Annotated in this window: 20 protein-coding genes; 13 read left to right on the top strand and 7 right to left on the bottom strand. The window is 62.9% G+C overall.

Annotated elements, in window-relative coordinates; translation table 11 throughout:
• Positions 1 to 8: 8 nt before the first annotated feature.
• The 5 genes from N005_RS11630 to N005_RS11650 all read left to right on the top strand — a co-directional run bounded on the left by N005_RS11630 (position 9) and on the right by N005_RS11650 (position 6310).
• On the top strand, positions 9 to 1130 hold the full coding sequence (locus N005_RS11630) for a mannuronate-specific alginate lyase (RefSeq protein ID WP_144402673.1): 1122 nt from the start codon (positions 9 to 11) through the stop codon (positions 1128 to 1130).
• 193 nt (positions 1131 to 1323) lie between these two features.
• Positions 1324 to 2889 carry an MBOAT family O-acyltransferase gene (locus N005_RS11635; RefSeq protein ID WP_047701331.1) on the top strand — a complete coding sequence of 522 codons (1566 nt, stop codon included), beginning with the start codon at positions 1324 to 1326 and terminating at the stop codon, positions 2887 to 2889.
• 11 nt (positions 2890 to 2900) lie between these two features.
• On the top strand, positions 2901 to 4076 hold the full coding sequence (locus N005_RS11640) for an alginate O-acetyltransferase (protein ID WP_047701332.1): 1176 nt from the start codon (positions 2901 to 2903) through the stop codon (positions 4074 to 4076).
• 14 nt (positions 4077 to 4090) lie between these two features.
• The gene (locus N005_RS11645; protein ID WP_047701333.1) at positions 4091 to 4756 is read left to right on the top strand and encodes an alginate O-acetyltransferase AlgF; all 666 of its coding nucleotides are present in this window, start codon (positions 4091 to 4093) and stop codon (positions 4754 to 4756) included.
• Between the two features lie 102 nt (positions 4757 to 4858).
• Entirely contained in the window at positions 4859 to 6310 is a 1452-nt protein-coding gene (locus N005_RS11650; protein WP_047701334.1) for a mannose-1-phosphate guanylyltransferase/mannose-6-phosphate isomerase, read from the top strand.
• A gap of 84 nt (positions 6311 to 6394) precedes the next feature.
• On the opposite strand, the gene N005_RS11655 is transcribed toward N005_RS11650, so the two are convergent.
• Entirely contained in the window at positions 6395 to 9232 is a 2838-nt protein-coding gene (locus tag N005_RS11655; RefSeq protein WP_081993257.1) for an RHS repeat domain-containing protein, read from the bottom strand.
• A gap of 165 nt (positions 9233 to 9397) precedes the next feature.
• Here N005_RS11655 and N005_RS11660 point away from each other — a divergent pair, with 165 nt between their 5' ends.
• Both N005_RS11660 and N005_RS11665 read left to right on the top strand, forming a co-directional pair.
• Entirely contained in the window at positions 9398 to 9862 is a 465-nt protein-coding gene (locus N005_RS11660) for a hypothetical protein (protein ID WP_047701335.1), read from the top strand.
• Between the two features lie 39 nt (positions 9863 to 9901).
• Positions 9902 to 10726 carry an SDR family oxidoreductase gene (locus N005_RS11665; protein WP_047701336.1) on the top strand — a complete coding sequence of 275 codons (825 nt, stop codon included), beginning with the start codon at positions 9902 to 9904 and terminating at the stop codon, positions 10724 to 10726.
• 233 nt (positions 10727 to 10959) lie between these two features.
• Here the strand turns inward: N005_RS11665 and N005_RS11670 are convergent, their stop codons facing one another.
• From N005_RS11670 to N005_RS11685, 4 genes are read right to left on the bottom strand one after another with little or no spacing between them, the layout of a single operon-like run.
• Complete coding sequence (locus tag N005_RS11670) at positions 10960 to 11823, bottom strand: efflux RND transporter periplasmic adaptor subunit (RefSeq protein ID WP_047701337.1); 864 nt, start codon at positions 11821 to 11823, stop codon at positions 10960 to 10962.
• Positions 11824 to 11833: 10 nt separating this feature from the next.
• The gene (locus tag N005_RS11675; protein WP_024780658.1) at positions 11834 to 12034 is read right to left on the bottom strand and encodes a DUF1656 domain-containing protein; all 201 of its coding nucleotides are present in this window, start codon (positions 12032 to 12034) and stop codon (positions 11834 to 11836) included.
• A complete protein-coding gene (locus N005_RS11680) occupies positions 12024 to 14216 on the bottom strand; it encodes an FUSC family protein (RefSeq protein ID WP_047701338.1) in 2193 nt (730 codons plus the stop codon). The genes N005_RS11675 and N005_RS11680 overlap by 11 nt, the downstream gene beginning before the upstream one ends.
• Before the next feature lie 22 nt (positions 14217 to 14238).
• Entirely contained in the window at positions 14239 to 15807 is a 1569-nt protein-coding gene (locus N005_RS11685) for an efflux transporter outer membrane subunit (protein ID WP_231983259.1), read from the bottom strand.
• A 331-nt stretch (positions 15808 to 16138) separates the two neighbouring features.
• On the opposite strand from N005_RS11685, the gene N005_RS11690 reads away from it, so the two are divergent.
• Positions 16139 to 17107 (top strand): LysR family transcriptional regulator, encoded by a 969-nt coding sequence (locus tag N005_RS11690; RefSeq protein ID WP_047701339.1) that lies wholly within the window; start codon positions 16139 to 16141, stop codon positions 17105 to 17107.
• A gap of 30 nt (positions 17108 to 17137) precedes the next feature.
• Here the strand turns inward: N005_RS11690 and N005_RS11695 are convergent, their stop codons facing one another.
• Entirely contained in the window at positions 17138 to 17368 is a 231-nt protein-coding gene (locus N005_RS11695) for a hypothetical protein (protein ID WP_047701340.1), read from the bottom strand.
• Positions 17369 to 17643: 275 nt separating this feature from the next.
• On the opposite strand from N005_RS11695, the gene N005_RS11700 reads away from it, so the two are divergent.
• The 5 genes from N005_RS11700 to N005_RS11720 all read left to right on the top strand — a co-directional run bounded on the left by N005_RS11700 (position 17644) and on the right by N005_RS11720 (position 25668).
• Entirely contained in the window at positions 17644 to 18801 is a 1158-nt protein-coding gene (locus N005_RS11700) for an efflux RND transporter periplasmic adaptor subunit (RefSeq protein ID WP_047701341.1), read from the top strand.
• A complete protein-coding gene (locus tag N005_RS11705; protein WP_047701342.1) occupies positions 18798 to 21911 on the top strand; it encodes a multidrug efflux RND transporter permease subunit in 3114 nt (1037 codons plus the stop codon). The genes N005_RS11700 and N005_RS11705 overlap by 4 nt, the downstream gene beginning before the upstream one ends.
• Positions 21912 to 21920: 9 nt before the next feature.
• Entirely contained in the window at positions 21921 to 22595 is a 675-nt protein-coding gene (locus tag N005_RS11710; protein WP_047701343.1) for a heavy metal response regulator transcription factor, read from the top strand.
• Positions 22570 to 23949, top strand: a complete 1380-nt coding sequence (locus N005_RS11715) for a heavy metal sensor histidine kinase (RefSeq protein WP_047701344.1) — start codon at positions 22570 to 22572, stop codon at positions 23947 to 23949. Before N005_RS11710 ends, N005_RS11715 begins: the two co-directional genes overlap by 26 nt.
• 225 nt (positions 23950 to 24174) lie before the next feature.
• On the top strand, positions 24175 to 25668 hold the full coding sequence (locus N005_RS11720) for a GGDEF domain-containing protein (protein WP_047701345.1): 1494 nt from the start codon (positions 24175 to 24177) through the stop codon (positions 25666 to 25668).
• Between the two features lie 235 nt (positions 25669 to 25903).
• On the opposite strand, the gene lpxC is transcribed toward N005_RS11720, so the two are convergent.
• Positions 25904 to 26815, bottom strand: a complete 912-nt coding sequence (gene lpxC, locus N005_RS11725) for a UDP-3-O-acyl-N-acetylglucosamine deacetylase (protein ID WP_010452622.1) — start codon at positions 26813 to 26815, stop codon at positions 25904 to 25906.
• Between the last annotated feature and the right edge of the window lie 9 nt (positions 26816 to 26824).

The raw sequence follows: 26824 nt of genomic DNA on the forward strand, positions 1-26824 counted from the left end.
CCAGGAACATGCGCAACCGAACGTTGAAAACGCTGCTGGCGCCGTCCCTGCTGACCCTGGCGATGTTCGCCGGGGCCACCCAGGCCGCGGCGCCGCTGCGCCCACCGCAGGGTTACTTCGCACCGATCGAAAAGGCCAAGGCCGGCGACTCCGGCCAAGGCTGCGACGCCGTACCGACGCCTTACACCGGCTCCCTGCAGTTCCGCAGCAAGTACGAGGGTTCCGACAAGGCACGGGCGACGTTGAACGTGCAGTCGGAAAAAGCCTTTCGTGACAGCACCGCCGACATCACCAGGATCGAGCGCGGTGTCAGCAAGCAAGTGATGCAGTTCATGCGCGACGGCCGTCCCGAGCAGCTGGAATGCACCTTGAACTGGCTGACCACCTGGGCCAAGGCCGATGCGCTGATGTCCAAGGACTTCAACCACACCGGCAAGTCCATGCGCAAATGGGCCCTGGGCAGCATGGCTTCGGCCTACGTGCGCCTGAAGTTCTCCGATTCCCATCCGCTGGCGAACCATCAGGAACAGGCACAACTGATTGAAAGCTGGTTCAGCAAGATGGCCGACCAGGTGGTCAGCGACTGGGACAACCTGCCGCTGGACAAGACCAACAACCACTCCTACTGGGCCGCCTGGTCGGTGATGGCGACCTCGGTCGCAACCAACCGCCGCGACCTGTTCGACTGGGCCGTCAAGGAATACAAGGTCGGCGTCAACCAGATCGATGCCGACGGCTTCCTGCCCAACGAACTCAAGCGCAAGCAACGGGCCCTGTCCTACCACAACTATGCCCTGCCGCCATTGGCGATGATCGCCAGTTTCGCCCAGGTCAACGGTGTGGACCTGCGCCAGGAAAACAACGGCGCCCTCAAGCGCCTGGGTGAGCGGGTGCTGGCCGGGGTGAAAGACCCGGACATCTTCGAAGAGAAGAACGGCGAAGAGCAGGACATGAAGGATCTGAAGATCGATTCGAAGTTCGCCTGGCTCGAACCGTTCTGCAGCCTCTACACCTGCTCCGGCGATGTGCTGGAGCGCAAACATGAAATGCAACCGTTCAAGACCTTCCGCCTCGGCGGGGACTTGACCCGGGTCTACGACCCGGCCAACGAGAAAGGCAAAGGAAGCTGATTCACCGCTGATCGTTCCCACGCTCTGCGTGGGAATGCAGCCGGGGACGCTCTGCGTCCCAAAAAGCCGAACGCGGAGCGTCCGTAGAGGCATTCCCACGCAGAGCGTGGGAACGATCATCACCGCCCTTTTTCATGGGGGGGTTTGGGGGGGCTCTGGCCCTTGACTGTTGATTCAACATGGAGAGATCGGGATGGTATTTTCATCCAACGTGTTCCTGTTCCTGTTCCTGCCGATCTTTCTCGGCTTGTACTACTTGAGCGGGCAACGCTATCGCAACCTGCTACTGCTGATCGCCAGCTATGTGTTCTATGCCTGGTGGCGGGTGGACTTCCTCGCACTGTTCGCCGCCGTGACCCTGTGGAACTACTGGATCGGCCTGAAAGTCGGTGCCGCCGGCGTACGCACCAAGCCGGCCCAGCGCTGGCTGTTGCTCGGCGTGGCGGTGGACCTGTGCATCCTGGGCTACTTCAAGTACGCCAACTTCGGGGTGGACAGCCTCAACGCGATCATGACCAGCTTCGGTCTCGAACCCTTCATCCTGACCCATGTGCTGTTGCCAATCGGGATCTCGTTCTACATCTTCGAGTCCATCAGCTACATCATCGACGTCTATCGCGGCGACACGCCGGCGACCCGCAACCTGATCGACTTCGCAGCGTTCGTGGCGATCTTCCCGCACCTGATCGCCGGCCCCGTGCTGCGTTTCCGTGACCTGGCCGACCAGTTCAACAACCGCACCCACACCCTGGACAAGTTCTCCGAAGGCTGCACGCGCTTCATGCAGGGCTTCATCAAGAAAGTGTTCATCGCCGATACCCTGGCGGTGGTGGCCGACCATTGCTTCGCCCTGCAGAACCCCACCACCGGCGATGCCTGGCTCGGCGCCCTGGCCTACACCGCGCAGCTGTACTTCGACTTCTCCGGCTACAGCGACATGGCCATCGGCCTGGGCCTGATGATGGGTTTCCGTTTCATGGAAAACTTCAAGCAGCCCTACATCAGCCAGTCCATCACCGAGTTCTGGCGGCGCTGGCACATCAGCCTGTCCACCTGGCTGCGCGACTACCTCTACATCACCCTGGGCGGTAACCGCAAAGGCACGTTGATGACCTATCGCAACCTGTTCCTGACCATGCTGCTCGGTGGTCTGTGGCACGGCGCGAACATCACCTACGTGATCTGGGGCGCCTGGCACGGGATCTGGCTGGCCATTGAAAAAGCCGTCGGCATCAACACCACGCCACGCAGCATCAACCCGATCCGCTGGGCGCTGACCTTCCTGCTGGTGGTGATGGGCTGGGTGATCTTCCGCGCCGAAAACCTGCATGTGGCCGGACGCATGTACGGCGCCATGTTCAGCTTCGGTGACTGGTCGCTGTCGGAACTGACCCGCGCCAACCTCACCGGCCTGCAGATCGCCACGCTGGTGGTGGCCTACGTCACCCTGGCCTTCTTCGGCCTGCGGGACTTCTACACCAACCGTCCGCCGGTCAAGACCAAGCCGGAGGTCAACACCGAGGCCAATGGCCCCGCCACTGCACAACCGGGGCTGATCAAGGCCGTACCGGGCGATAACCCGTCGACGATCCACGAACCGGGCTACACCGTGGGCGTCGAGGCCCAGGTGCAACCGGCCTACTGGGTCGCGGACTGGCCGCGCTATGTCATGCGTGCGTTGGTGCTGCTGCTGTTCATCGCTTCGATTCTCAAACTCTCGGCGCAAAGCTTCTCGCCGTTCCTTTACTTCCAGTTCTGAGGGATCTGAACATGACCCGCTCATTACGCATCTTTTACATCGCACTGTTCCTGCTGATCCTGGCGGTCCTGGGCCTGTGGTCGATGCGCAGTTTCTTCGGCTTCAGCACCAACCCCGATGCCACCGTGCTCAACGGGCGTTGGGCCAAGGCTGTCGAAACCTACTACGACGACCAGTTCCCGATCAAGCGCCTGGGCACCAATATCTGGGCTGCGCTGGACTACAAGCTGTTCAACGAGGGCCGCAAAGGCGTGGTCCTCGGCCGCGACCAGTGGCTGTACAGCGACGAAGAGTTCAACCCGATCGTCAACGAAGAACTGAACCTGCAAGGCAACTACGCGCTGGTCGAAGGCGTGCGCCAGAAACTCAAGGAACAGGGCATCACCCTGGTGATGGCGATCGTGCCGGCCAAGGCGCGGCTGTATCCGGAACACCTGGGTGAAGTAAAGCCGGCGAGCATTCACGCCAATCTCTACCAGGATTTCCATGCCCGCGTCGCAGCCGACAAGATCCTCGCCCCCGACCTGCTCGGCCCGCTGCAACAGGCCAAGCAGAGCGGCCAGCAAGTCTTCCTGCGCACCGACACCCACTGGACCCCGGAAGGCGCCCAGGTCGCTGCCGAGAACATCGCCAAGGCCATTGCCGAGCGCGCGCCCCTCAACGGCGAGCCGCAACGCTTCGTCACGGAACCTGCGGAAAAGATCATCCACAAGGGTGACCTGCGCCAATTCCTGCCCCTGGACCCGCTGTTCGAAAACCTGATGCCGGCCCAGGAGCCACTGGTCAAGCGCAACACCCGCGAGGCCGACGACCAGCCGGCCGGCGACGACGCGCTGTTTGCCGATGCCCAGGTTCCCGTGGCCCTGATCGGCACCAGCTACAGCGCCAACCCCAACTGGAACTTCGTCGGTGCGCTCAAACAAGCCCTGCACAGCGACGTCGTGAACTACGCCGAAGACGGCCATGGCCCGATTCTGCCGATGCTCAGCTACCTCAAGAGCGACGCTTTCAAGAACAGCCCGCCACAAGTGCTGATTTGGGAGTTTCCTGAACGTTATCTGCCCGTAAACAACGAAATCGGCGACGCCGACCCGCAGTGGGTCGCAGAGCTCAAACAAGCCGGTGCGCGCCAACAGAACGTTGCCGCCAACACTCAATCCGAGACGCCCGACCGGGCGCAAAACTGAAAGAGAGGTCCACCATGACTTTCAACACTACTCCTCGCCGTCTCGCTGCTCGTTCCTTCAAGGCCGTTGCCCTGGTTGCCAGCATCAGCGCCCTTTCCTTCTCCGCCTTTGCCGGTGACTCGGCGCTGTATGGCCCGGTCGCACCAAAAGGCTCGAGCTTCGTGCGCATCTACAACGCCAGCAACAGCGAAGTCAGCGCCACCGTCGGCAGCACCAACCTCAACGACGTCGCCCCATTGGCCAGCAGCGACTTCAGCTTCATGCCCGGCGGCGACTACAGCGCCAAGGTAGGCAGCCAGACCGTTCCGGTTAAACTGGCTCCCGATCACTACTACACCCTGGTCAACAACGCGACCGGCCAGCCGCAACTGATCGAAGAACCACCGTTCAAGAACAAACAGAAATCCCTGGTGCGGGTGCAGAACCTCACCGACAAGGCGCTGACCCTCAAGACCGCCGACGGCAAGACCGAAGTGGTGCCGAACGTGGCGGCCAAGGGCCGTGGCGAGCGTGAAATCAACCCGGTGAAAGTCAGCCTGGCGCTGTTCGAGGGCGACAAGAAAGTCGGCGACCTCAAGCCCGTGGCCCTGGAGCGCGGCGAAGCGGCCGTGCTGTACGTCACCGGCTCCGGAAGCAGCTTGTCGCCGGTCTGGGTAAAGCGTCCAGTGTCAACGCGCTAAACGCGCGAGCTAATCAGCTACAAGCTACAAGCTGCAAGTGAAAAGCTTTAACTTGCAGCTTGCAGCTTGCAGCTTCCAACTGCATCTATAGGAGTAACACACATGATTCCGGTGATCTTGTCAGGTGGTAGCGGCTCACGTCTTTGGCCGCTTTCGCGCAAGCAGTTCCCTAAACAGTTCCTGGCCCTGACCGGCGAACACACCCTGTTCCAGCAAACCCTCGAACGCCTGGTGTTCGAAGGCATGGATACGCCGATCGTGGTCTGCAACAAAGACCACCGTTTCATCGTCAGCGAGCAATTGAACGGTCGCAATCTCGAAGCCCAGCGCATCCTGATGGAACCGTTCGGCCGCAACACCGCTCCAGCCGTCGCGCTGACCGCGATGATGCTGGTCAACGAAGGTCGCGACGAGTTGATGCTGGTGCTGCCGGCCGACCACGTGATCGAGGACCAGAAAGCCCTGCAACGCGCCCTGGCCCTGGCCACCGTGGCCGCCGAGCGTGGCGAGATGGTGTTGTTCGGCGTACCGGCCACCAAGCCGGAAACCGGCTACGGCTACATCAAGTCGACCAACGATGCGCTGCTGCCTGAAGGCGTGAGCCGTGTGTCGCACTTCGTCGAAAAACCTGACGTCAAGCGCGCCACCGAGTTCGTCGAGGCCGGCGGCTACTTCTGGAACAGCGGCATGTTCCTGTTCCGCGCCAGCCGTTTCCTCGAAGAGCTGAAAAAACACGATCCGGATATCTACGACACCTGCCTGCTGACCCTGGAGCGCAGCGAGCAGACCGCGGACACCATCACCTTCGACGAAGCCACGTTCGCCTGCTGCCCGGATAACTCCATCGACTACGCCGTGATGGAAAAGACCCAGCGCGCCTGCGTGGTGCCGCTGTCGGCCGGTTGGAGCGATGTCGGCTGCTGGGCGTCGTTGTGGGAAGTCAATCCCAAGGATGCCGACGGCAACGTCACCAAGGGCGACGTCGTGGTCCAGGACAGCCGCAACTGCATGATCCATGGCAACGGCAAGCTGGTATCGGTGATCGGCCTGGAAAACATCGTCGTGGTCGAAACCAAGGACGCCATGATGATTGCCCACAAGGACAAGGTCCAAGACGTCAAGAAAATGGTCAACACCCTCAACGCCCGGGGTCGCACCGAAACCCAGAACCACTGCGAAGTCTATCGTCCGTGGGGCTCGTACGACTCGGTGGACATGGGTGGGCGTTTCCAGGTCAAGCACATCTCGGTCAAGCCGGGTGCATGCCTGTCCTTGCAGATGCACCACCACCGCGCCGAACACTGGATCGTGGTCAGCGGCACCGCCGAAGTGACCTGCGACGAGAACGTGTTCCTGCTCACCGAAAACCAGTCGACCTACATCCCGATCGCGTCGGTTCACCGCTTGCGCAACCCGGGCAAGATCCCGCTGGAAATCATCGAAGTGCAGTCCGGCAGCTACCTGGGCGAAGACGACATCGAGCGCTTCGAAGACATCTATGGTCGCTCCACCCCGATCGAACGCGGCGTGTCGGTGAAAACCATCGCGCAGTAACGATCAGCGAAACAAGAAGCCCCCATCCAGCCCACTGCGTCCCCTATCCGCAGCGGGTTGGGTGGGGGCTTTTTTCGTCCTGGATCAAAATGTCAGGGGCTTGTTTTTCCGCTTGGCAAAATCCTTCCACTTCGACAACGACGGCTCTGGCAGCTTTCTCAACTTGCCGGTCCCGAAATAGCTGCCTGCCAACTCTCGATCCGTCACGTGTCCCGAGTCGACCATGAATTTGGCGAGGTTCCCGCCCCATTGCATGAAATTGTTGTTGTTATCCTTCGTGAAATAACCGGTCTTATAGACCGCACCGGGAAACATCTTGGTAAAGACCTTATAGGCGAAATAGTCGGTCACATACTCATCATAATTAAGATTTTGCACGCCCAAGTCCGTTTCGGCCTGGAAACCGACATGCCGGTAGGAAGAATAGTGCAGGCTCTCGTGAACAATGGTGGAGCGAATCTTGTCCACGTCGAGCTGCCCGTTATCGGAATAATCCGGCGAGTCCACGCCCATGTAGATGATCCCTTCGGGTGCCGTCCACGCAGCAGGATTGACACTCAGGTTCATCGCATCAAACTCCATGGTTTCGTTGCCCGGAGCGGCCCTTATCTTATTGAAGAGTTCTTCCTGCGAAACGCCCGTTATGACAATGGGTCGCCGGGGCGAACCAAACAGCTCACTGATGACGCTGGCCAGTTCGACAATGTCCACATGACTTTCCACTTCCCAGTTGGCCGAGGGCAGGTTGCCCGGCATGTTGGGCGGCGCTAGCACAATAGCTTCAAATTCACGCGCGGGCGCCGCCCGAGGAGCGAGCCCCGGTAGGGGGGGTGGACCGCCCGTGAGTGGCGGCGGGGGCGGTACTCCCCTTCCAAGTGGTGGAGGTGGTGGAAGTGGCGGTGAACCGGGAGGACGCATGGGAGGCGGCACAGGTGCAGCGCCTGTGGGTATCCTGCCATCGGTGTCGAACAGGGTGAGCGGGTTGTTTCGGACCATCCGATAGAAATTCAGCCCATCCACCGCCCAGGCCGGATCCGGACTGGCCCAACGCTGCAACCACGGCGCATAGAGCCGATAGCCGTAGTAGTAAAGTCCTGTCGCATCCCGCTCCTTGCCCGAGTACCGGACCGTCTTGTAGCTGACTTCGATCACATCGTCCCCGGCCAGGAACGCCGTTTCACCGAAGGGATAGAAATGTTCCCGGCTGATGATTCGCCCGTCCTGGTCAAGCTCAAGGCTGACCGAACCCAGGTGCTCGGCAACACCATACCGATAGCGGTCATTCGCGCCTGAGGGCGGTGGGCTGTCCCAGTGCAAGACCCGCACGCTGCCGAGCCCGCCCTGGGCGGTGATGACCTGCAGTGATTCCCCGGTGCCGCTGTCGGCGCGCAGTTCCAGTCCCGGCAGATAACGCACCTCGGCGACCAGGGTCCGGGCTCCGGTGTGCAACGTGCGCAGCTTGCGCACGCGCTGGCCGCCGCCATCGTAGACATAGGCCTCGCGGTCATCGAGCCCCGACGCTCGCTCGATCGGCGTGACCGAGCGCAGCTGGTTGCGCAGATCCCAGGCCAGGGTCCGGCTGCTTTCCAATGCCAGGCAATTGCCCCGCGCATCGAACGCCGCGGCGATCTCCTGTTCTGTCGGCGGCACGCCGTCACGATACGGCAGGCAACGATTGCTGTAGCGCGCCGCTTGCAACTGGCGACCATGGTTCTGCGCCCCGACGTGGATCAGCTCCAGCAGGTTGCCGCTGTCGTCGTAGCGATAGGTTTGGCGGTAATTGCTGAGGGCGGCAGGGTCGACGCGCCCCACAGAGTCGGGCCCCTGATTCGGGCCGCCCGCCTCCCATCCGATGGCCTCGATCAATTGATAGAGGCTGTCGTAACGGAAACGACTGATCGGGTCGATGCGCCGGTTGGCAAAGTAACGCACCGGCAACGCCTTGTCCTCGATGCTCAGTACATTGCCCACGGCGTCGTAGGCATAAACTTGGTGCTGCAACGACTGACCGCTCCGCCGGACATGGCGCTCCATCAGCCATCCATTTTCAGGGGCGTAAGTGACGGTAGTCTGCACGTCGTTGCCGGCTACTTCCCGTTCGATCTGGCCTTGGGCGTTGTAGTCGATCTCGCTCACCAGCGCTTGCCATTGGCTCTGGCCCTGCAACAACAATTGGCTGCTGGACAACCGGCCATCGCGGGTCAGTACCTGGCGCTGCCGATTGCCCCTGGCGTCGACCTGCTCCAGTACATCGCCCAGCGGACCGAGACGCCAGGTCGACAAGGCACCGTCGCCGGGTTCGAGCAAGGATTCGCGATCGGCTTCCGACGCCGGCCAGTCCGGCATGGCTCCATCCAGGCAGAAACGTCGGCTCAGCGTCAGGTTCTGGCCGGTCAGGGCAAAGGACGCCAGCAACAAGGTGCCCGCTGGGTCATCGTGACGGATCAACTGCCCGTACTGATTGAAAGCCTGCTGGCCCTGGCCCGGAGCGCCATATTGCATCCGCTCGACGCAGGTGCGCGGCTGCCCGCCCGCTTGTTCAAACACCGCCACCGGGCGGAGCAAGTTGTCGAAGACTACCTCCCGCTGCGTGCCCCGGCTATCCCAGCCTCGCAGGCTTTCACTGGCGAGCCCGGGCAGGTCGAGCTGCCAGCCCGCATCGACACTGTTCGCCAGCAACACGTCACCGGACAGCGTATGCACCGTAGAAAGATTGGCCGGGGTTGCCGCATCGTCCTGTTGCAGGGCCCACAGGCGCGGGTCCCATTGCTTGACCACACGCCCGGCCGGGTCGAAAAGGCTGCGGTTGACCCGCGATTGCACGGGCTCACGCTCGTGTGTGCGGCAATAATCCACCGAACGAACCGGCAGGAACCTGGGATCCACCGCAATCAGCCTCGGCGTAGCGTGATCCATGTTCATGCCCGAGTCTCCTGATAGTCGCGTGATCTGGCGACATCTAACAAGGGGCAACCCTTGGTGACTACTGTCAGAGATAACAGTGACGACCGATGGGGCAGGATGGACGAGATATCCATGGCCCGTCCCCTTCGGTAGGATGAAGCAACGGTATCGGAGGCTTCGAACATGCTTATCGGCGTCTTGCTGGTCATTACCTGGCTGGTCCTGCTGCTGCGCTATCCCGCCAAGGCGCTGCCGGTGTCCCTGGCCGCATTCGTCGGCCTGGGGCTGGTCGCCGCCTGGGTGGTCTGGCAGGAAAACCGTGAAACCCGGCAACTGGCGCGCCTGGAGCTGCGCATTACCTACGCCCCCGAACACTGCCCCGTCGATCGCCCGCTGTTGCTGAACTTGAACAACGGCAACGACGTACCCTTGGTTGAGCTACGCTGGCGAATCGCGGCCTATGCCCCCGGCGATACCATCAACCTGGCCGACACCCCCTACAGCGCGCCGCGCTACCGGGGCCCTGGCCAATTGCAGGCGGGCAAGGACTGGCAGGATTGCCTGCCACTGCCATCCTTGCGACCCGGCTACCGCCCGCGGACCCTGGAGTTTCGCGCCGAGCGTTTGCAGGGTAGTTTCTCCGACTGATCACTTCTTTCCGACTTTATCCTGCACAAGGAACGCGCCATGCCCGTTGCGTTGATTACCGGATGTTCCAGTGGCATCGGCCGCGCCCTCGCCGATGTGTTCAAGACCGCCGGGTACCAGGTCTGGGCCAGTGCCCGCAAAGCTGAAGACGTCGCCCAACTCAGCGCCGCCGGGTTTACCGCGGTGCAACTGGACGTGAACGACGGCCAGGCCCTGGAGCAATTGAGCGAACGGATCAACCAACAGCACGGCGGCCTCGACGTGCTGATCAACAACGCCGGCTACGGCGCCATGGGTCCGCTGTTGGACGGTGGCGTACCCGCGATGCAGCGTCAGTTCGAAACCAACGTGTTCGCCATCGTCGGCGTGACCCGGGCGCTGTTCCCGGTACTGCGCCGGGCCAAGGGCCTGGTGGTGAACATCGGCAGTGTGTCCGGTGTGCTGGTGACACCGTTCGCCGGCGCTTACTGCGCCTCGAAGGCCGCGGTGCATGCGTTGAGCGATGCGCTGCGCATGGAACTGGCGCCCTTCGGCATCCGCGTGATGGAAGTGCAGCCCGGCGCCATTGCTTCGAGCTTTGCGAAAAACGCCGGTCATGAAGCCGAACAGTTGATCCATGAACAATCGCCCTGGTGGCCCCTGCGCGACGGCATCCGCGCCCGGGCCAGAGCGTCCCAGGACAACCCCACTCCTGCCGGCGAATTTGCCGCCGGGCTGCTCAAGGCCGTGCAACAACCTCGGCCACCCCGCCTGCTGCGCCTGGGCAACGGAAGCCGGGCGCTGCCGTTGATGGCGGGATTGTTGCCCAAAGGGTTGCTGGAGAAAGGCTTGATGAAACGGTTCGGGCTGGGTGGGTCGCTCTGATCGAAATGGCATGGACCTGGCGGGGATCATCTACAACTGCCCCACCGCCATCGCGAGCAAGCTCGGCTCCCACAGGGATTGGCGGCGAACACAAGTCTCTCGCACATGCAGGAAGCCTTGTGGGAGCAAGGCTTGCCCGCGATGACGGCGGCACTGGCAACCTTATATGCAAGTGAGCCACCGCTATCGCGAGCAGGCTCGCTCCCACAGGGGTTTGTGGCGCTCTCAGACCCTCAGTTGCCGGCCTGAGCCTCGACCACCACCGTACAGGTCATCCCCGCCGCCAGCAGCACGTTGTCCGGCACTTCGTCGAGATGGATCCTTACCGGTACCCGCTGGGCGAGGCGAACCCAGTTGAAGGTCGGGTTCACATCGGCGATCAACTCGCGACTGACTGGGTTGTCGCGGTCGTAGATCCCTCGGGAGATGCTTTCCACATGCCCCTTCAGCACCTCGCCACTCATCAACTGCAACTGCACCGGATCGCCGATCCGCACCTTGGGCAGCTTGGTTTCCTCGAAGAAGCCATACACCCAGAACGAATGCATATCGACCACCGCCATCTTCGCCTCGCCGATGCGCGCATAGTCGCCACGGTGCACGTTGAGGTTGGTGACATAACCATCCACGGCTGCGCGAACCTCAGTGCGCGACAAGTTCAATTCGGCCGCCTCCAGTTGCGCCTGGGCTTGCTGGTAATCGGCCAACGCCGAGTCGGCAATGTTGCTGGCGTCGTCGCGGTTTTCCCGGGAAATCACCAGGCTGTCCAGGTCGGCACGCCGATGAGCATTGAGCTTGCGCATTTCCCACGTCGCCTTGCGCGAGGCTACCAGCGATTGCGCCTGCTTGACCGCGATACGGTAATGCTCGGGATCGATGCGCATCAGCAAGTCGCCCTTTTTCACCTGCTGGTTGTCATGCACCGGCACGTCCACCACTTCGCCACTGACATCGGCGGCGACGTTGATGATGTCGGCGCGTACCCGACCATCGCGGGTCCAGGGCGTATTCATGTAATGGACCCACAATGCACGACCGATCCACAGCGCAAGGGCCAGCACCAGCAGCGTCGCAAGCAGACTGAAAAACTTTTTCATTGCATCGATCTCAACGGTAGACCGTCAGCGCCAGCGCACCGAACAGACAGGTAAACAGACTCAGGCGCAACAGCGCCGGGTGCCAGAAGAAGCGGTACAGGTCCAGCCCCGACAGGAAGCGATCCAGGGCCCAGGCCAACGCCGCGGCGAGGAAAAACATCAAGGTCAGGGTGGGCATGTATACGCCGTGGAAGGCGATTTCACGGGGCATGTTGACGGTCCTGGGACAGCGCGGCGGCGAAGGCCGCCATGGGCGATTGCGGGTCCAGCAGCGAAGTGCGGATGAAATGCAGGTAGCTCTTCACCCGGCGCAGGGCCGAGGTGTCGAAATGCGGGGCGAACGGTTCGTCGGTGGCCTGCACGCGGCAGATGGCTTGGTCCACTGCCACCAGGGCACGCTCCAGGTTGTTCTGGCTCGGCTGGCGGAACAGCCGCACCAGCGCCCGCCCCATCACGCGGATGGCCTGGCGCCACGGCTGGCTCTCGGCATAGGCCGGATGCACCGGCAGGATCGCCTGCTCCTTGCGCAACTCGATAATCCCGTGGCCGACTTCCAGCACCACGAACATCCAGCGCAAGAGATCCCGTTGCACGGCGGGTTGTCCCGCCGCCAACCCGTAGGCCTGGTGCAACAGGTCGCGGGTACGGCTCTCGAAGCCCGACGCCAGCCCCTTGAGCCTGCCGCTGATGGCGAACACCACTTGCTCGCGCAGATCCTGCTCGAGCCGGCACCACAGCCAGCGGCTATTGGGCGGCAGGATGATCGCCCCGGCGGCGGCGCACACCAGCATGCCGAGGATCATCGCGAGGTAATCGTTGATGAAGGTATAGGGGTTGTACACCGTCAGGTTGTCGGGCACCGAACCCGTGCAGAAAAAGATCAGCAACCCCAGCCCGACCCCGGCGTATTGCGGTCGCGAACTGAGGAACGAGCCGAACATGATCACCGGCGCCAGCATCACGCAGAGCAATGGGAAGCCATCGATCAGCGGAAAGATGAAGAACATCTCGACGAAACCGACCAGCGCCCCGAGCAAGGTGCCGCAGGCCATCTGGAAGGCCATGCGCTTGGGGTTCGGCGTGGCGGCCGACAAGCCCACCGTGGCCGCGGCAATCATCGTCATGGTCGCGCCGCTCGGCCAGGCCGTGGCAACCCAATAGCTGCCCAGCACCAGCAGGATGAAGCCGGCGCGCAACCCCGAAGCCGCGGCGGCCAGCCAATTGGTCTGCGACACGAACGGCTCGTCCCAGTGTTCACGCTCGTGACGGTGCTCGGCCAGGGACGCATGGGTCAGGGCGTATCCGTGCAGGTCATCGACGAAGCGATAAAGCAATTCACAGGCGGTGTGGAAATCCAGCCACTGCGCATCGCTCGGTCCTGTTGCCTGGAACGCTGCCCGCAACTGACGGACCTGGGCCGGCAAGTCAGCCTTGTAGCGGGCCAGGGCCTGGGCCAGGCGTGCCGCGTCCCGATCGGTCAAGGCCCGCGCACTGAAGCCGTCCAGCAATTCGGCGAGGTTCTGCAGACCGGGCTTGATCGCGTCCACCCCATGCTCGACGACACCGGCGCGCAGGCGCTGGAGCAACTGGTGCAAGGCGTTGAAGCGCGTGGTGATGCCCATGAACTCGCTGTTCAGGCGACTGAGTCGGCCGTTGCGCCGACGCATGTGCGGGTCTTCGAATACCGTCACGCTGCGCAGGCTCTCCAGGCCCACCGCTTCGGCAATGAAACCCACGTTGGCCGCTTCGAAGGCATCCCGCTGGCTACGCCCGCGCAAGCCATCGGTGACGAACAGCGCGAACACCCCAAAGCGCTGGTACAAGGCGTTGCGCATGGCCGCGCTGGCGGTCTGCGGCAGGATCGCGGCGCTGACCAGGGTGGCGCAGAGAATGCCCAGGGAAATCTCCAGGACCCGCCAGAGCGCCGCCATGAACGCCCCTTCCGGATGGGCCAGGGCCGGCAAGCCGATCATCGCCGCGGTGTAGCCGGCCAGCACAAAGCCGTAGGCCCGGAAGTTGCGATAACGCGCCGCACCCGCCGTGCAGACACCGACCCAGAGGGTCAGGCAACCGAGGAACCATTCGGTGGTCTGGGCGAATAGCGCAATCAACGCCACCATCACCGCCGAACCGGCCAACGTGCCGAGAAAGCGGTAGAAGCTCTTGGCGAACACCTGGCCGCTCTGCGGCTGCATGACGATGAACACGGTGATCATGGCCGTGCGCGGTTGCGGCAGCTCCAGGCGCATCGCCAGCCACAACGTCAGGAACGCGGCAAACAGCACCTTGAAGATATAGACCCAGGTCACCCCGTCGCTGCGGGCCCAATCGAAAAAGCCACGGCGCCATTCGAGGCGGTGGAGCCAGCGTACCGGGGTCATTAAAGAGGTCATGAGCAAGCACTCACTGGGCAGTTCAGCATCGTGGCGAGGGAGCTTGCTCCCGCTTGGGGGCGCAGCACCCACCTGAGGGGCCTGCTACGCAGTCCAGCGGGAGCAAGCTCCCTCGCCACGGCGTGTACGCGGGATCAGGCGCGGCGTCGCCGCCGGCCTCCAGCCCCCCGCCCAGGGCCGTCACCAGATTGGCATGGGCACTGAGGCGCGCCGCCTCCACCTGCTGCTGCACCTGTTGCTGCTTGAACAACAGGCTCTGGGCGTTGAGCACATTGAGGTAGTCCGTCAGCCCGCGCTGGAACGCCACCAGCGCAATGTCGTAGGTACGTTGCGCGGCGGCCACGGATTCGGCGGCGAAGGCCTGTTGCTTGTCCATGGACTCGCGACGGATCAGTTGGTCGGAAATGCCCTTGAGCGCATTCACCAGCGTCTGGTTGTAGTGCGCCACGGCGGCGTCATAGCCGGCCGCCGCCTCGCCCAACTGCGAACGCAGGCGCCCGCCGTCGAAGATCGGCAGGGTGACGGCCGGCCCGACTCTGTAGGTCAGCTTCTTGCCCGTCAGGAACTCCAGCGCACCGCCGCCCGTGGCCATGTAGCCCAGGCTCGCCATCAGATCCACATTGGGATAGAAACCGGCCCTGGCCACCTCGATGCCCCGCGCCTGCGCCGCCACCTGCCAGCGTCCGGCAACCACATCCGGTCGCTGGCCCAGCAACTCGGCGGGCAACGCCGACGGCAGCTTCAAGGGGGCCCCCAGGGCCAGGGCCGGACGCTGCAGGCCCGCGCCCTCCCCCGGTCCCTTGCCCGCCAGTGCCGCCAATTGATTGCGACTCAAGGCGATGGCTTCGTCGAGGGCGTCGAGTTGACGATGGGTCTCGGGCAACGGCGCCTGGGCCTGGCTGACTTCGAAATGAGTACCGATGCCACCGTCGAGACGCTTTTGCGCCAGGTCGAGAATCTGTTCCTGCTGGCGCAGGGTCGCGGCGACGATATCGCGCTGGGCATAATGCAACGCAAAGCGGATATAGGCCTGCACGACGTTGTTCTGCAACTCCAGCTGCGCCTGTCGTGCCTCGGCGACGCTGGCGTGGGCCAGGTCGACTGCCCGCTCGCTGGCGTTGCGCTCCCGCCCCCACAGGTCCAGAGCGTAGCTCAGGCCCAGGCCGGCGTCGTTGTCCCAGGTGGTCGTATTGGCCAGTTCGCCAGGACCGTAGAACTGATCGGTGGGCCAGTTGTGGCGCTTGAGAGTGGCCTGGCCATTGACCTGCGGCGACTCGGCCGCCTCGGCAACACCGGCCATGGCCTTGGCCTGTCGCACCCGGGCGGCAGTCAGGGCCAGGCTCGGGCTGTCCTGCACCGCCAGGTCGATCCAGCGATCCAGTTGCGGGTCGCCATAGGCCTTCCACCACTGGCGACTGGGCCAGTGGGCATCGCGGGCGGCCTCGCGGATCGCTTCATCGGTGGCCAGTCGGTCGGCTGACAACGCCTCGCCCCGGGGTGCGATCCCTCCCGTCCCGATGCAAGCGCTGAGGGTCAACGATAAAGCCCAAACACTGAGAGTCTTCAGCTCTCTGCTGATGCAACGCGGCACTTGCGCAAGATTCCTGGGAAAGGGACAAGGAAAAGCAACGAGCGTGCATGCCGGTTAAGCGACCTGTGGGAGCGAGCCTGCTCGCGAAGGCGGCGGCACCCGCCCTATCGCAGGCAACTGACCCAACGCCTCGCGAGCAGGCTCGCTCCCACATGAGGTCCGTGCCAGACAGCCCGCCCCTACAACGCCGGCAATTCTAGGCACCCAGCCAAACGGCGATAAGCCGATCTTTCTGCGAATCTTTGTTACCGTAAACGCGATAATCCGTAAGTCGGATCCCGTAGCGCCGTAACTTCGTGTCACAATTTGCTATCGCCCTAGAGAGCCCTTCATGGACACCTTGCAAAACATGCGCGCGTTCTGCTGCGTTGCCGAAGCCGGCAGTTTCACCGCCGCCGCCGTGCAACTCGATACCACGACAGCCAACGTCTCGCGTGCGGTTTCCAACCTGGAAGCCCATCTGCAAACCCGCTTGCTCAACCGCACCACCCGGCGCATTGCCCTGACCGAAGCCGGCAAACGCTATCTGCTGCGTTGCGAACAGATCCTGGCCTATGTCGAGGAAGCCGAAGCCGAGGCCAGCGACGCCCATGCCCGGCCGGCCGGACAGTTGAAGGTCCATACCATGACCGGTATCGGCCAGCATTTCGTGATCGACGCTATCGCCCGCTATCGCAAGACCCATCCGGACGTGACCTTCGACCTGACCCTGGCCAACCGCGTGCCGGACATCCTGGACGAGGGCTATGACGTCTCCATCGTGCTGGCCAGTGAACTGCCGGATTCGGGCTTCGTTTCCCAACGCCTGGGCATCACCTACAGCATCGTCTGCGCGTCACCGGCCTACGTGAAGGCCAATGGTTGCCCACAGAAGCCCAGCGAGCTGCTGAACCACGCCTGCCTGCGCCTGGTCAGCCCGGTCATTCCACTGGAGAAATGGGTGTTCGACGGCCCCGAAGGCCAGGAGATGGTCACCATCAACCAGTCACCCTTCCTGGTGAACTCCGCCGATGCGATGAAAACCGCGATCACCAGCGGCATGGGTATCGGTGTACTGCCGGTTTATGCGGCCATCGAAGGCCTGCGCAACGGCACGCTGGTGCGGGTAATGCCCAACTACCGCTCCCAAGAATTGAACCTCTACGCCATCTACCCTTCGCGCCAGTACCTGGACGCGAAGATCAAGACCTGGGTCGAGTACCTGCGAGGTTCGCTGCCGGAAATCCTGACAGCGCACCAGGCCGAGCTGACGGCGTATGAGTTGAGCGGAAGCCTGGCGGGTGCGCGAACCGCGAATTGAAATCGCCGCTCCTGGATCGGGAAACGTCCCTCAGCGTTTGCCCATCGAACGACGGGTGCCGGGCGGTGCCGCACCCGGGGACTTGGCGTGACCGTCCTTTACGCCGTTCTTGTACCAAGGCAGTTGCCCCGCGCCTTTGGCCGTGCCCAGTTCACCGGGTTTGAAGGGAAACTTGAAGGCCGGGATCGCCGCTTTGCCGCTCTCGGCGCTGGAAACATCGCCGTCAGGCAGGTCGGCCGGTTCGCCGTTAGGGGAAGTCATGTAAATGCCGTTCACTCAAGGTAGGCCATCAATCCGTGGCGAAGGGTTTGCTCCTCGCCATACTGTGCAAGTCAGGCCTGGAGGGAGGCGCGACGGGCACCAGTATACCCGCCCGCTGCCGCAACGTATCGGGCAGATTCAACCTGACACTCATCCGACAGTAATCCAGGACGAAACTGACAAGCCTGTCAGTTAGCCGTCACCTTCCTGACCGTCTCGCAACGCTATATAAGAGTCCTGTAAATCCCTTCGTCCCGGACCGGCTTCCCACATCCATGCACATCCAGAAAAAAACCGTCCTGCTCGTCGCGCTATTGATCGCCCTGGCGGCCCTCGTCCTCTGGTTCGTCATGAAACCCAGCGCCGCCAAATCCGGTGCGCCTGCCGCCGTTCCGGTACGGGTCGTCAGCGTGGAGCAAAAGGATGTGCCGCGCTTCGCCAGCGGCATCGGCACGGTGCTGTCACTGCACAGCGTGGTGATCCGTCCGCAGATCGATGGCATTCTCACCCGACTGCTGGTCAAGGAAGGGCAACAGGTGAGCAAGGGCGATCTGCTGGCGACCATCGACGACCGCTCCATTCGCGCCAGCCTCGACCAGGCCCGGGCCCAGCTTGGCGAAAGCCAGGCGCAACTGGCGGTGGCCCAGGTCAATCTCAAGCGTTATAAATTGCTGAGCGTCGATGATGGCGTCTCGAAGCAGACCTACGATCAGCAGCAGGCCCTGGTCAATCAGCTCAAGGCCACCGCCCAGGGCAACCAGGCAGCCATCGATGCCGCCCAGGTGCAGTTGTCCTACACACAGATCCGCTCCCCGGTGACCGGTCGCGTCGGCATCCGCAATGTGGACGAAGGCAACTTCCTGCGCACCAGCGACAGCGACGGCCTGTTCACCGTGACCCAGATCGACCCGATTGCGGTGGAATTTTCCTTGCCCCAGCAGATGCTGCCCACCCTGCAGCGGTTGATCGCCGCGCCCGAGCAGGCGCTGGTCAAGGCCTACGTCGGCGCCGATGGCACGGCGGGCGAGCTGCTTGGCGAGGGTCGGCTGAGCCTCATCGACAACCAGATCAACCCCAATACCGGCACCCTGCGGGCCAAGGCCGAGTTCAACAACGCCGGGCAACGGTTGTGGCCAGGGCAACTGGTCACGCTGAAAATCCAGACCGCCCTCGACAAGGGCGCCCTGGTGGTGCCGCCGACCGTGGTCCAGCGCGGGCTGGACCAGCACTTCGTCTACCGGCTCAAGGGTGACAAGGTCGAGAACGTGCCAGTGGAAATGGTCTACCAGGACAGCGGCATGCAGATCATCAGGGGGGTGAACGCCGGCGATCAACTGGTGAGCGACGGCCAGTCACGCCTCAGGCCGGGGGCCAGCGTCCAGGTGCTCACTGCCCCACCGGTCATCGCCAAGACCACGGAGCCGCGGTCGTGAAGGGTCGCGGCTCGATTTCGGCGTGGTGCATCGATCACCCCGTCGCCACGGTGCTGCTGACGTTCGCCCTGATACTGCTGGGGTGTATCGCCTTCCCTCGCCTGCCCGTCGCCCCCTTGCCGGAGGCGGAATTCCCGACGATCCAGGTCAACGCCCAACTGCCCGGCGCCAGCCCCGAAACCATGGCCTCTTCGGTGGCGACGCCGCTGGAAGTACAGTTCAGCGCGATCCCCGGTATCACCCAGATGACCTCCAGCAGCGCCCTGGGCTCGACCAACCTGACCCTGCAATTCAGCCTCGACAAGAGCATCGACACCGCCGCCCAGGAAGTGCAGGCGGCCATCAACACCGCCGCCGGCAAACTGCCCAGCGACATGCCTAACCTGCCTACCTGGCGCAAGGTCAACCCGGCCGACAGCCCGGTGCTGATCCTCAGTATCAGTTCCAGCCTGATGCCCGGCACCGAACTGAGCGACTACGTCGAAACGCTGCTTGCCCGTCAGATCAGTCAGATCGACGGCGTAGGACAGGTCAACATCACCGGTCAACAACGCCCGGCGATCCGGGTCCAGGCCTCCGCGGACCGTCTTGCCGCCATCGGCCTGACCCTGGCCGACATCCGTACCACACTCCAGCAGGCCAGCCTCAACCTGGCCAAGGGCGCCCTGTACGGCGATTCGAGCATTTCAACCTTGTCCACCAACGATCAATTGTTCCAGCCGGAGGAATACGGCGACCTGATCGTGTCCTACCGGAATGGGGCACCGGTGCACCTCAAGGACATCGCCAAGGTGATCAATGGCTCGGAAAACGCCTACGTCCAGGCCTGGTCCGACAGCGAGCCAGGGCTCAACCTGGTGATCTTCCGGCAGCCGGGGGCGAACATCGTCGAAACCGTCGACCGCATCCAGGCGGCCCTGCCCACCCTGGAAGCCATGCTGCCCGCCGCGGTACAGGTCAAGGTGCTGATCGATCGCACCCAGACCATCCGCGCCTCGCTGCATGAGGTGGAGCTCACCCTGCTGATCGCCGTGCTGCTGGTGGTGGCGGTCATGGCGTTGTTCCTGCGCCAGCTCTCGGCGACGCTGATCGTCTCGGCCGTGCTCGGGGTGTCCCTGACCGCGAGCTTCGCACTGATGTACGTGATGGGCTTCAGCCTGAACAACCTGACCCTGGTCGCCATCGTCATCTCGGTGGGCTTCGTGGTGGATGACGCGATCGTGGTGGTGGAGAACATCCACCGGCATCTCGAGGCCGGTGACGGCATGCGCGAGGCGGCGATCAAGGGCGCCGGCGAGATCGGCTTCACGGTGGTGTCCATCAGTTTCTCCCTGATTGCCGCATTCATCCCGTTGCTGTTCATGGGCGGCGTGGTCGGGCGACTGTTCAAGGAATTCGCCTTGACCGCCACCTCGACCATCCTGATTTCCGTGGTGGTGTCCCTGACCCTGGCGCCAACCCTGGCGGCGCTGTTCATGCGCGCCCCGGTGCATCATGCCCACCGAGGTCTAAGCTTTGGCGAACGACTGCTGGGCGGCTATGAAAAAGGCCTGCGCAAGGCACTGGCCCATCAAAAGCTGATGATCGGCGTGTTCGGCCTGACCCTGGCACTGGCGGTGACAGGCTATGTGTTCATCCCCAAGGGGTTCTTCCCGGTGCAGGATACCGGCCTGGTGCTCGGCACCAGCGAAGCGGCCGCCGACGTGTCATTCCCCGACATGGTGGCCAAGCACAAGGCCCTGGCCGACATCGTCGCCGCCGACCCGGCGGTGCAGACGTTCTCCCACTTCGTCGGGGTCTCGGGCAGCAACCAGACCATTGCCAACGGCCGTTTCTGGATCGCCCTCAAGCCCCAAGGCGAGCGTGACGTCTCGGCCAGCGGTTTCATCGACCGGATCCGCCCCCAGTTGCAGAAAATTCCCGGCGTGGTGCTGTACCTGAGGGCCGGGCAGGACATCAACCTCGGTTCCGGCCCCAGTCGCGCCCAGTATCAGTACGTCCTCAAGAGCAACGACGGGCCGACCCTCAATGCCTGGACCGAGAAACTCACCGACAGACTGCGCAGCAACCCGGCATTCCGCGATGTCTCCAACGACCTGCAACTGGGCGGCAGCATTACCCACATCAACATCGACCGCAGCGCGGCGGCACGCTTCGGCCTGACCGCCAGCGATGTCGACCAGGCGCTGTACGACGCGTTCGGCCAGCGGCAGATCAACGAATTCCAGACCGAGACCAACCAGTACAACGTGATCCTGGAACTCGACACCCGGCAACGTGGCAAGGCCGAAAGCCTGGCCTACTTCTACCTGCGCTCGCCGCTGAGCGGGGAAATGGTGCCGCTCTCGGCCCTGGCCCGCTTCGATCCGCCCACCAATGGCCCGCTGTCCATTGCCCACGATGGCATGTTTCCGGCCGCGAACCTGTCGTTCAACCTGGCCCCAGGCGTGGCACTGGGGGACGCGGTGCGCATGCTCGACCAGGCGAAGAACGAGATCGGCATGCCGGCCGCCATCAGTGGCAACTTCCAGGGCGCGGCGCAGGCGTTCCAGAGTTCCCTGGCCAGCCAGCCGTGGCTGATCCTCGCCGCGCTGGTGGCGGTGTACATCATTCTCGGCGTGCTCTACGAGAGCTTCGTGCATCCGCTGACCATCATCTCGACCCTGCCCTCGGCCGGCCTCGGCGCCCTGATCATGCTCTGGCTGCTGGGCCAGGACTTCTCGATCATGGCGCTGATCGGGCTGGTGCTGCTGATCGGCATCGTCAAGAAGAACGGCATCCTGATGATCGACTTCGCCCTCGACGCGCAGCGCAATGGCGGACTGACTCCGCAGGAGGCGATTTTCCAGGCGGGCATGACCCGCTTCCGTCCGATCATCATGACCACCCTGGCCGCCCTGCTGGGCGCCCTGCCGCTGATGCTTGGCCATGGTCCCGGCGCGGAGTTGCGCCAGCCCCTGGGCATTGCGGTGGTCGGTGGCCTGCTGGTGAGCCAGGCGCTGACGCTGTTCACCACACCGGTCATATACTTGTGGCTCGAGCGGTTGTTTCATCGGCCCACCCAGCATTCCGGGCCTGCGCCGGCCGCGGCGCTGGCGACTACAGACTGAGGCGGAGCCATGCGCGTTCTGATCATCGAAGACGAAGAAAAAACCGCGGACTACCTGCATCGCGGGCTGACCGAGCAGGGTTACATCGTCGATGTAGCCCCCGACGGCGTCGAAGGGCTGCACCTGGCCCTGGAAAGCGAATATGCGGTGATCGTGCTCGACGTGATGCTGCCGGGCCTGGACGGCTTCGGCGTGCTGCGAGCCCTGCGCGCCCGCAAGCAGACCCCGGTGATCATGCTCACCGCCCGGGAGCGGGTCGAAGACCGCATCAAGGGCCTGCGCGACGGCGCCGACGACTACCTGGGCAAGCCGTTCTCCTTCCTGGAACTGGTGGCCCGCCTGCAAGCCCTGACCCGTCGCAGCGGCGGCCATGAGCCGGTGCAGGTGAACATCGCCGACCTGTGGATCGACCTGATCAGCCGCAAGGCCACCCGCGCGGGCCAACGCCTGGACCTGACGGCCAAGGAGTTCTCACTGCTCAGTGTCCTGGCCCGCCGCCAGGGTGAAATCCTGTCCAAGACCGCCATCGCCGAAATGGTCTGGGACATCAATTTCGACAGCGACGCCAACGTCGTGGAGGTGGCGATCAAACGCTTGCGGGCCAAGCTCGACGGGCCGTTCGAGCGGAAGTTGCTGCACACCATCCGCGGAATGGGTTATGTGCTGGAGAGCCGCGGTGAGTAACAGCATCGCGCTACGCCTCAGCGGCCTGTTCACCCTGGTCGCCGCGCTGGTGTTCCTGCTGATCGGTGGCGCCTTGTACCAGCAGCTCGAAAAAGGCCTGGGCCTGTTGCCCGAAGCCGAACTCGACGCCCGCTACAGCGTGCTCGAATCCACGGTAGGCCGTTACGGCACGCCCGAGCACTGGGTGAAGATCCACAACAAGCTGCGCTTGCTGGGCGAGGAAGACAAGCGCATCCACTTCTGGATCGTCAGCGGTGATCCGCACTTCGAATATGGCGATCCCGACCCGCAGATCCGCGCCTTCACCCAGGGGCCACTGGGTAAACGCGACCTGCAATTGCCCAACCGCCACTACCCGATGAAAGTGCTGGTGAGCCAGTTTCCGGCCAAGGACCAACGACCGCCGCTGCGCTTCATGATCGGCATCGACACCGAGACGTTCTACCAGACCCAACACCAACTGCTGGTGGCCTTGGTAAGCCTGGCGATTGTCGGGGTGCTGCTGGCGTCCTTGCTCGGCTACTGGGTGGCGCGGATCGGCCTCAAGCCGTTGATCAAGCTGTCCGATGAGGCCCGGCGCCTGACCCCTCCACGCCTGTCCGGGCGCCTGCGGCTATCGCCGCTGCCACCGGAACTCAGCCAGTTCGTCAGCTCCTTCAACGCCACCCTTGACCGGGTCGAACAGGCCTACTCACGCCTGGAATCGTTCAACGCGGATGTCGCCCATGAACTGCGTTCACCGCTGACCAATCTCATCGGCCAGACCCAGGTGGCGCTGACCCGCGGCCGTTCGGCCGAACATTACTTCGAAGTGCTGCAATCGAACCTCGAGGAACTGGAACGGCTGCGTTCGATCATCAATGACATGCTGTTCCTCGCCAGCGCCGACCAGGGCAGCAAGGCCACCAAGCTGATCACCACGTCCCTGGCCGATGAAGTGGCCACCACCCTCGATTATCTGGATTTCATCCTCGAGGACGCCCAGGTCCAGGTCCGGGTCAGCGGCGACGCCCAGGCCAGCATCGAGATCGCCCATTTGCGCCGGGCGCTGATCAACCTGCTGAGCAACGCCGTACAACACACAGCCCCCGGACAGGTTATCGACGTGTGCATCGAAGCCCAGGCCGACCAGATCACCCTCGCCGTCACCAACCCCGGCGAACCGATCGCCAACGTACACTTGCCGCGGCTTTTCGAACGCTTCTACCGGGTCGATGCTTCTCGCAGCAACAGTGGGGCCAACCATGGACTGGGGCTCGCCATCGTCAGGGCCATCGCCCTGATGCATGGAGGGGATGTCTTCGTGCGCAGTGAACGGGGTGCCAATACCTTCGGGATCCGCTTGCCAGCCTGACCTGCGTCGAGGGATCCGGTCGCCTTTTACGCGATATTGAATGCTGGGCGAAAGGCTATTAGTCCAGAATCCCCAAGTCTCGGTCTCCGCCGGCCACTCCGGCTTTTGCTCGAACACGGATTGCCCCTTCTCGTCGATCCAAGCACAATCTGCAAAAGGCCAGCATCTGGTGAATTGCCAGCTATGCTCCCTTCGGAATGGATCGGCCCTACAGACATCGGAATCATGAGCCCCAGCAGTGCGATATCCGGCAACACCCCGCGATCGATACGTTCGGAGCGGGTCCTCGTACTGGCCAGCTCACTGGTTGTCATTGCCATCCTGGGCATCGTCACCTTCCTGCTGATTCGCGAACACGCCAGCGCCCGTGAAGCGGCAACACGTGCGGCCACCAATATCGTGCAGTTGATCGATGCCGACGTGCTGCGCAACGTCGAGCTCTACGACGTGTCGGTGCAAGGCCTGATTGCCGCGGCCAAGCGCGACGACCTGAAAGACGTTTCACCGGAAATCCGCCATCTGGCCTTGTTCGACCGCGCCACCGCCGCGCCCTACAAAGGCGACATCCTGCTGCTGAACAAGCAAGGTGATGTGATCGCTGACTCGGCCTCGGTCGAGCCTCGTGTCGGTAATTATGCCGAGCGGGAATATTTCCAGTCCCACGTCCAGAACCCGAGCCCGGACATGATGATCAGCCGCCCCTTCCGAGCCAGGAGTGGCGAGCACGACTGGCGTATCAGTTTCAGTCGCCGGCTGAGCGACGACCGCGGCGACTTCCTCGGCGTGGCCGAAGCCGCGATGCGCTTGAGTTACTTCAGCCAGTTGTTCAAGAGCTTGAACATCGGGCATGGCGGTACGGTCAACCTGATCAGCCGCGAGGGAATCCTGCTGGCCCAGGAGCCGCCTCTGGCCGAGGACATGATCGGCCGGGATTTCAGCAACCGGCCAAACTTCGTGCGCATCCTGCGTGAAGGGAACGGCAGCTTCACCAGCATTTCCGGTTTTGACCAGAAACAGCGCCTCTACACCTTTTCCCAGGTCGGCAACTTGCCGTTGATCGTCGTGGTGGCGCTCTCCTCCGAGGAAGTCTTCGCTTCATGGCTACGTACGACTTTGATCGTCAGCGGCGCTACCGGCGCGCTGTGCATCGGCCTGCTCTGGCTCACTTGGTTGCTGCGCCGTGAACTGAGGCGCCGCCATCGTGCTGAACGGGAACTGGCCCGGCGGGCGGCCACCGATCCGCTGACGGGCCTGGCCAACCGCAGGGCCCTGGACGAGACGCTGCAAAGAGAATGGCTGCGGGCCTTGCGCTCCGGCCAGCCGCTGTCGGTGCTAATGATCGATGCCGACCACTTCAAGGCATTCAATGATCGCCATGGCCATCAACAGGGTGACGAGGCATTGCGGGTCCTGGCACGCCTGATCGGTGAACGTGTCCGTCGTCCAGCCGACCTGGCCGCCCGCTATGGCGGCGAAGAGTTTTCGGTGGTGTTGCCGGAAACCAACACTGCCGGGGCGTTTGCCACGGCCCAGAGCATTCGCGAAGCAGTGGAACAGCTGCCCGTCCGGCCGGGCGAGGCGCCCATGACCGTCAGCATCGGCATCGCCACCTGGTCCCAGGGGCCGTATGGCGATTTCGAACAGCTGCTGTTCGCCGCCGACAAGGCGCTATACCAGGCCAAGGCCAGCGGACGCAATTGCGTGGTCTGCGCGATGTAATGCCCCGATACCCTTGTGGCGAAGGGATTTATCCCCGCTGGGCTGCGGAGCAGCCCTATCACTATGGGCCAATCCATTTGACCCACCGAGTTGCCTGGTTTTGGGGCTGCTCTGCAGCCCAGCGGGGATGAATCCCCTCGCCACAGATAAATCCCCTCTCCACAGATGCTTCCCTGACAGCCATAAAAAAAGGCCACCCGAAGGCAGCCCTTAAAAAACTAGAGAGGTTTTTTGCTTACACGGCCGCAACAGGGCGCATATAAGAGATCGGTGCGGTACTGGCGTCTTCGAACGTCACGACTTCCCAAGCATCTTTCTGCTCAATCAACTTGCGCAGCAGCTGGTTGTTCAGTGCGTGGCCGGACTTGAAGCCCTTGAACTCACCAATCAGGCTATTGCCCAGCAGGTAGAGGTCGCCGATCGCATCGAGGATCTTGTGTTTGACGAATTCATCTTCATAGCGAAGGCCGTCTTCGTTCAACACGCCATCGGAATCGACCACGATCGCGTTTTCAACACTGCCGCCGAGTGCGAGGTTGTGCTTGCGCAGGTACTCGATGTCACTCATGAAACCAAAGGTACGGGCGCGGCTGACTTCTTTTACGAACGAAGTGCTGGAAAAATCCACGCTTGCACTCTGGGTGCGGTCACGGAAAACCGGGTGATCGAAATCGATCTCGAAGCTCACCTTGAAACCATCGAAAGGGACGAAAGTGGCGCGCTTGTCGCCGTCTTCCACTGTCACTTCCCGCAGGATGCGGATGAACTTCTTGGCCGCGTCCTGCTCTTCCAGGCCAGCCGATTGAATCAGGAATACGAAGGGTCCGGCGCTGCCATCCATGATCGGGACTTCGGACGCGGAGAGCTCGACGTAGGCGTTATCGATGCCCAGGCCAGCCATGGCCGAGAGCAAATGCTCCACCGTGTCCACTTTGGTGTCACCGTTGACCAGTGTGGTCGACATGGTGGTTTCACCAACATTTTCCGCGCGAGCAGGAATCTGCACCACAGGGTCGAGGTCGGCACGACAAAACACAATGCCGGTGTCGACAGGCGCGGGCTTGAGGGTCAGGTAGACCTTCTCGCCGGAGTGCAGGCCGACACCTGTGGCACGGATAATATTCTTCAGGGTGCGTTGTTTAATCATGGCATGGGC

The sequence above is a fragment of the Pseudomonas mediterranea CFBP 5447 genome (assembly GCF_000774145.1).
Lineage (GTDB): Bacteria > Pseudomonadota > Gammaproteobacteria > Pseudomonadales > Pseudomonadaceae > Aquipseudomonas > Aquipseudomonas mediterranea.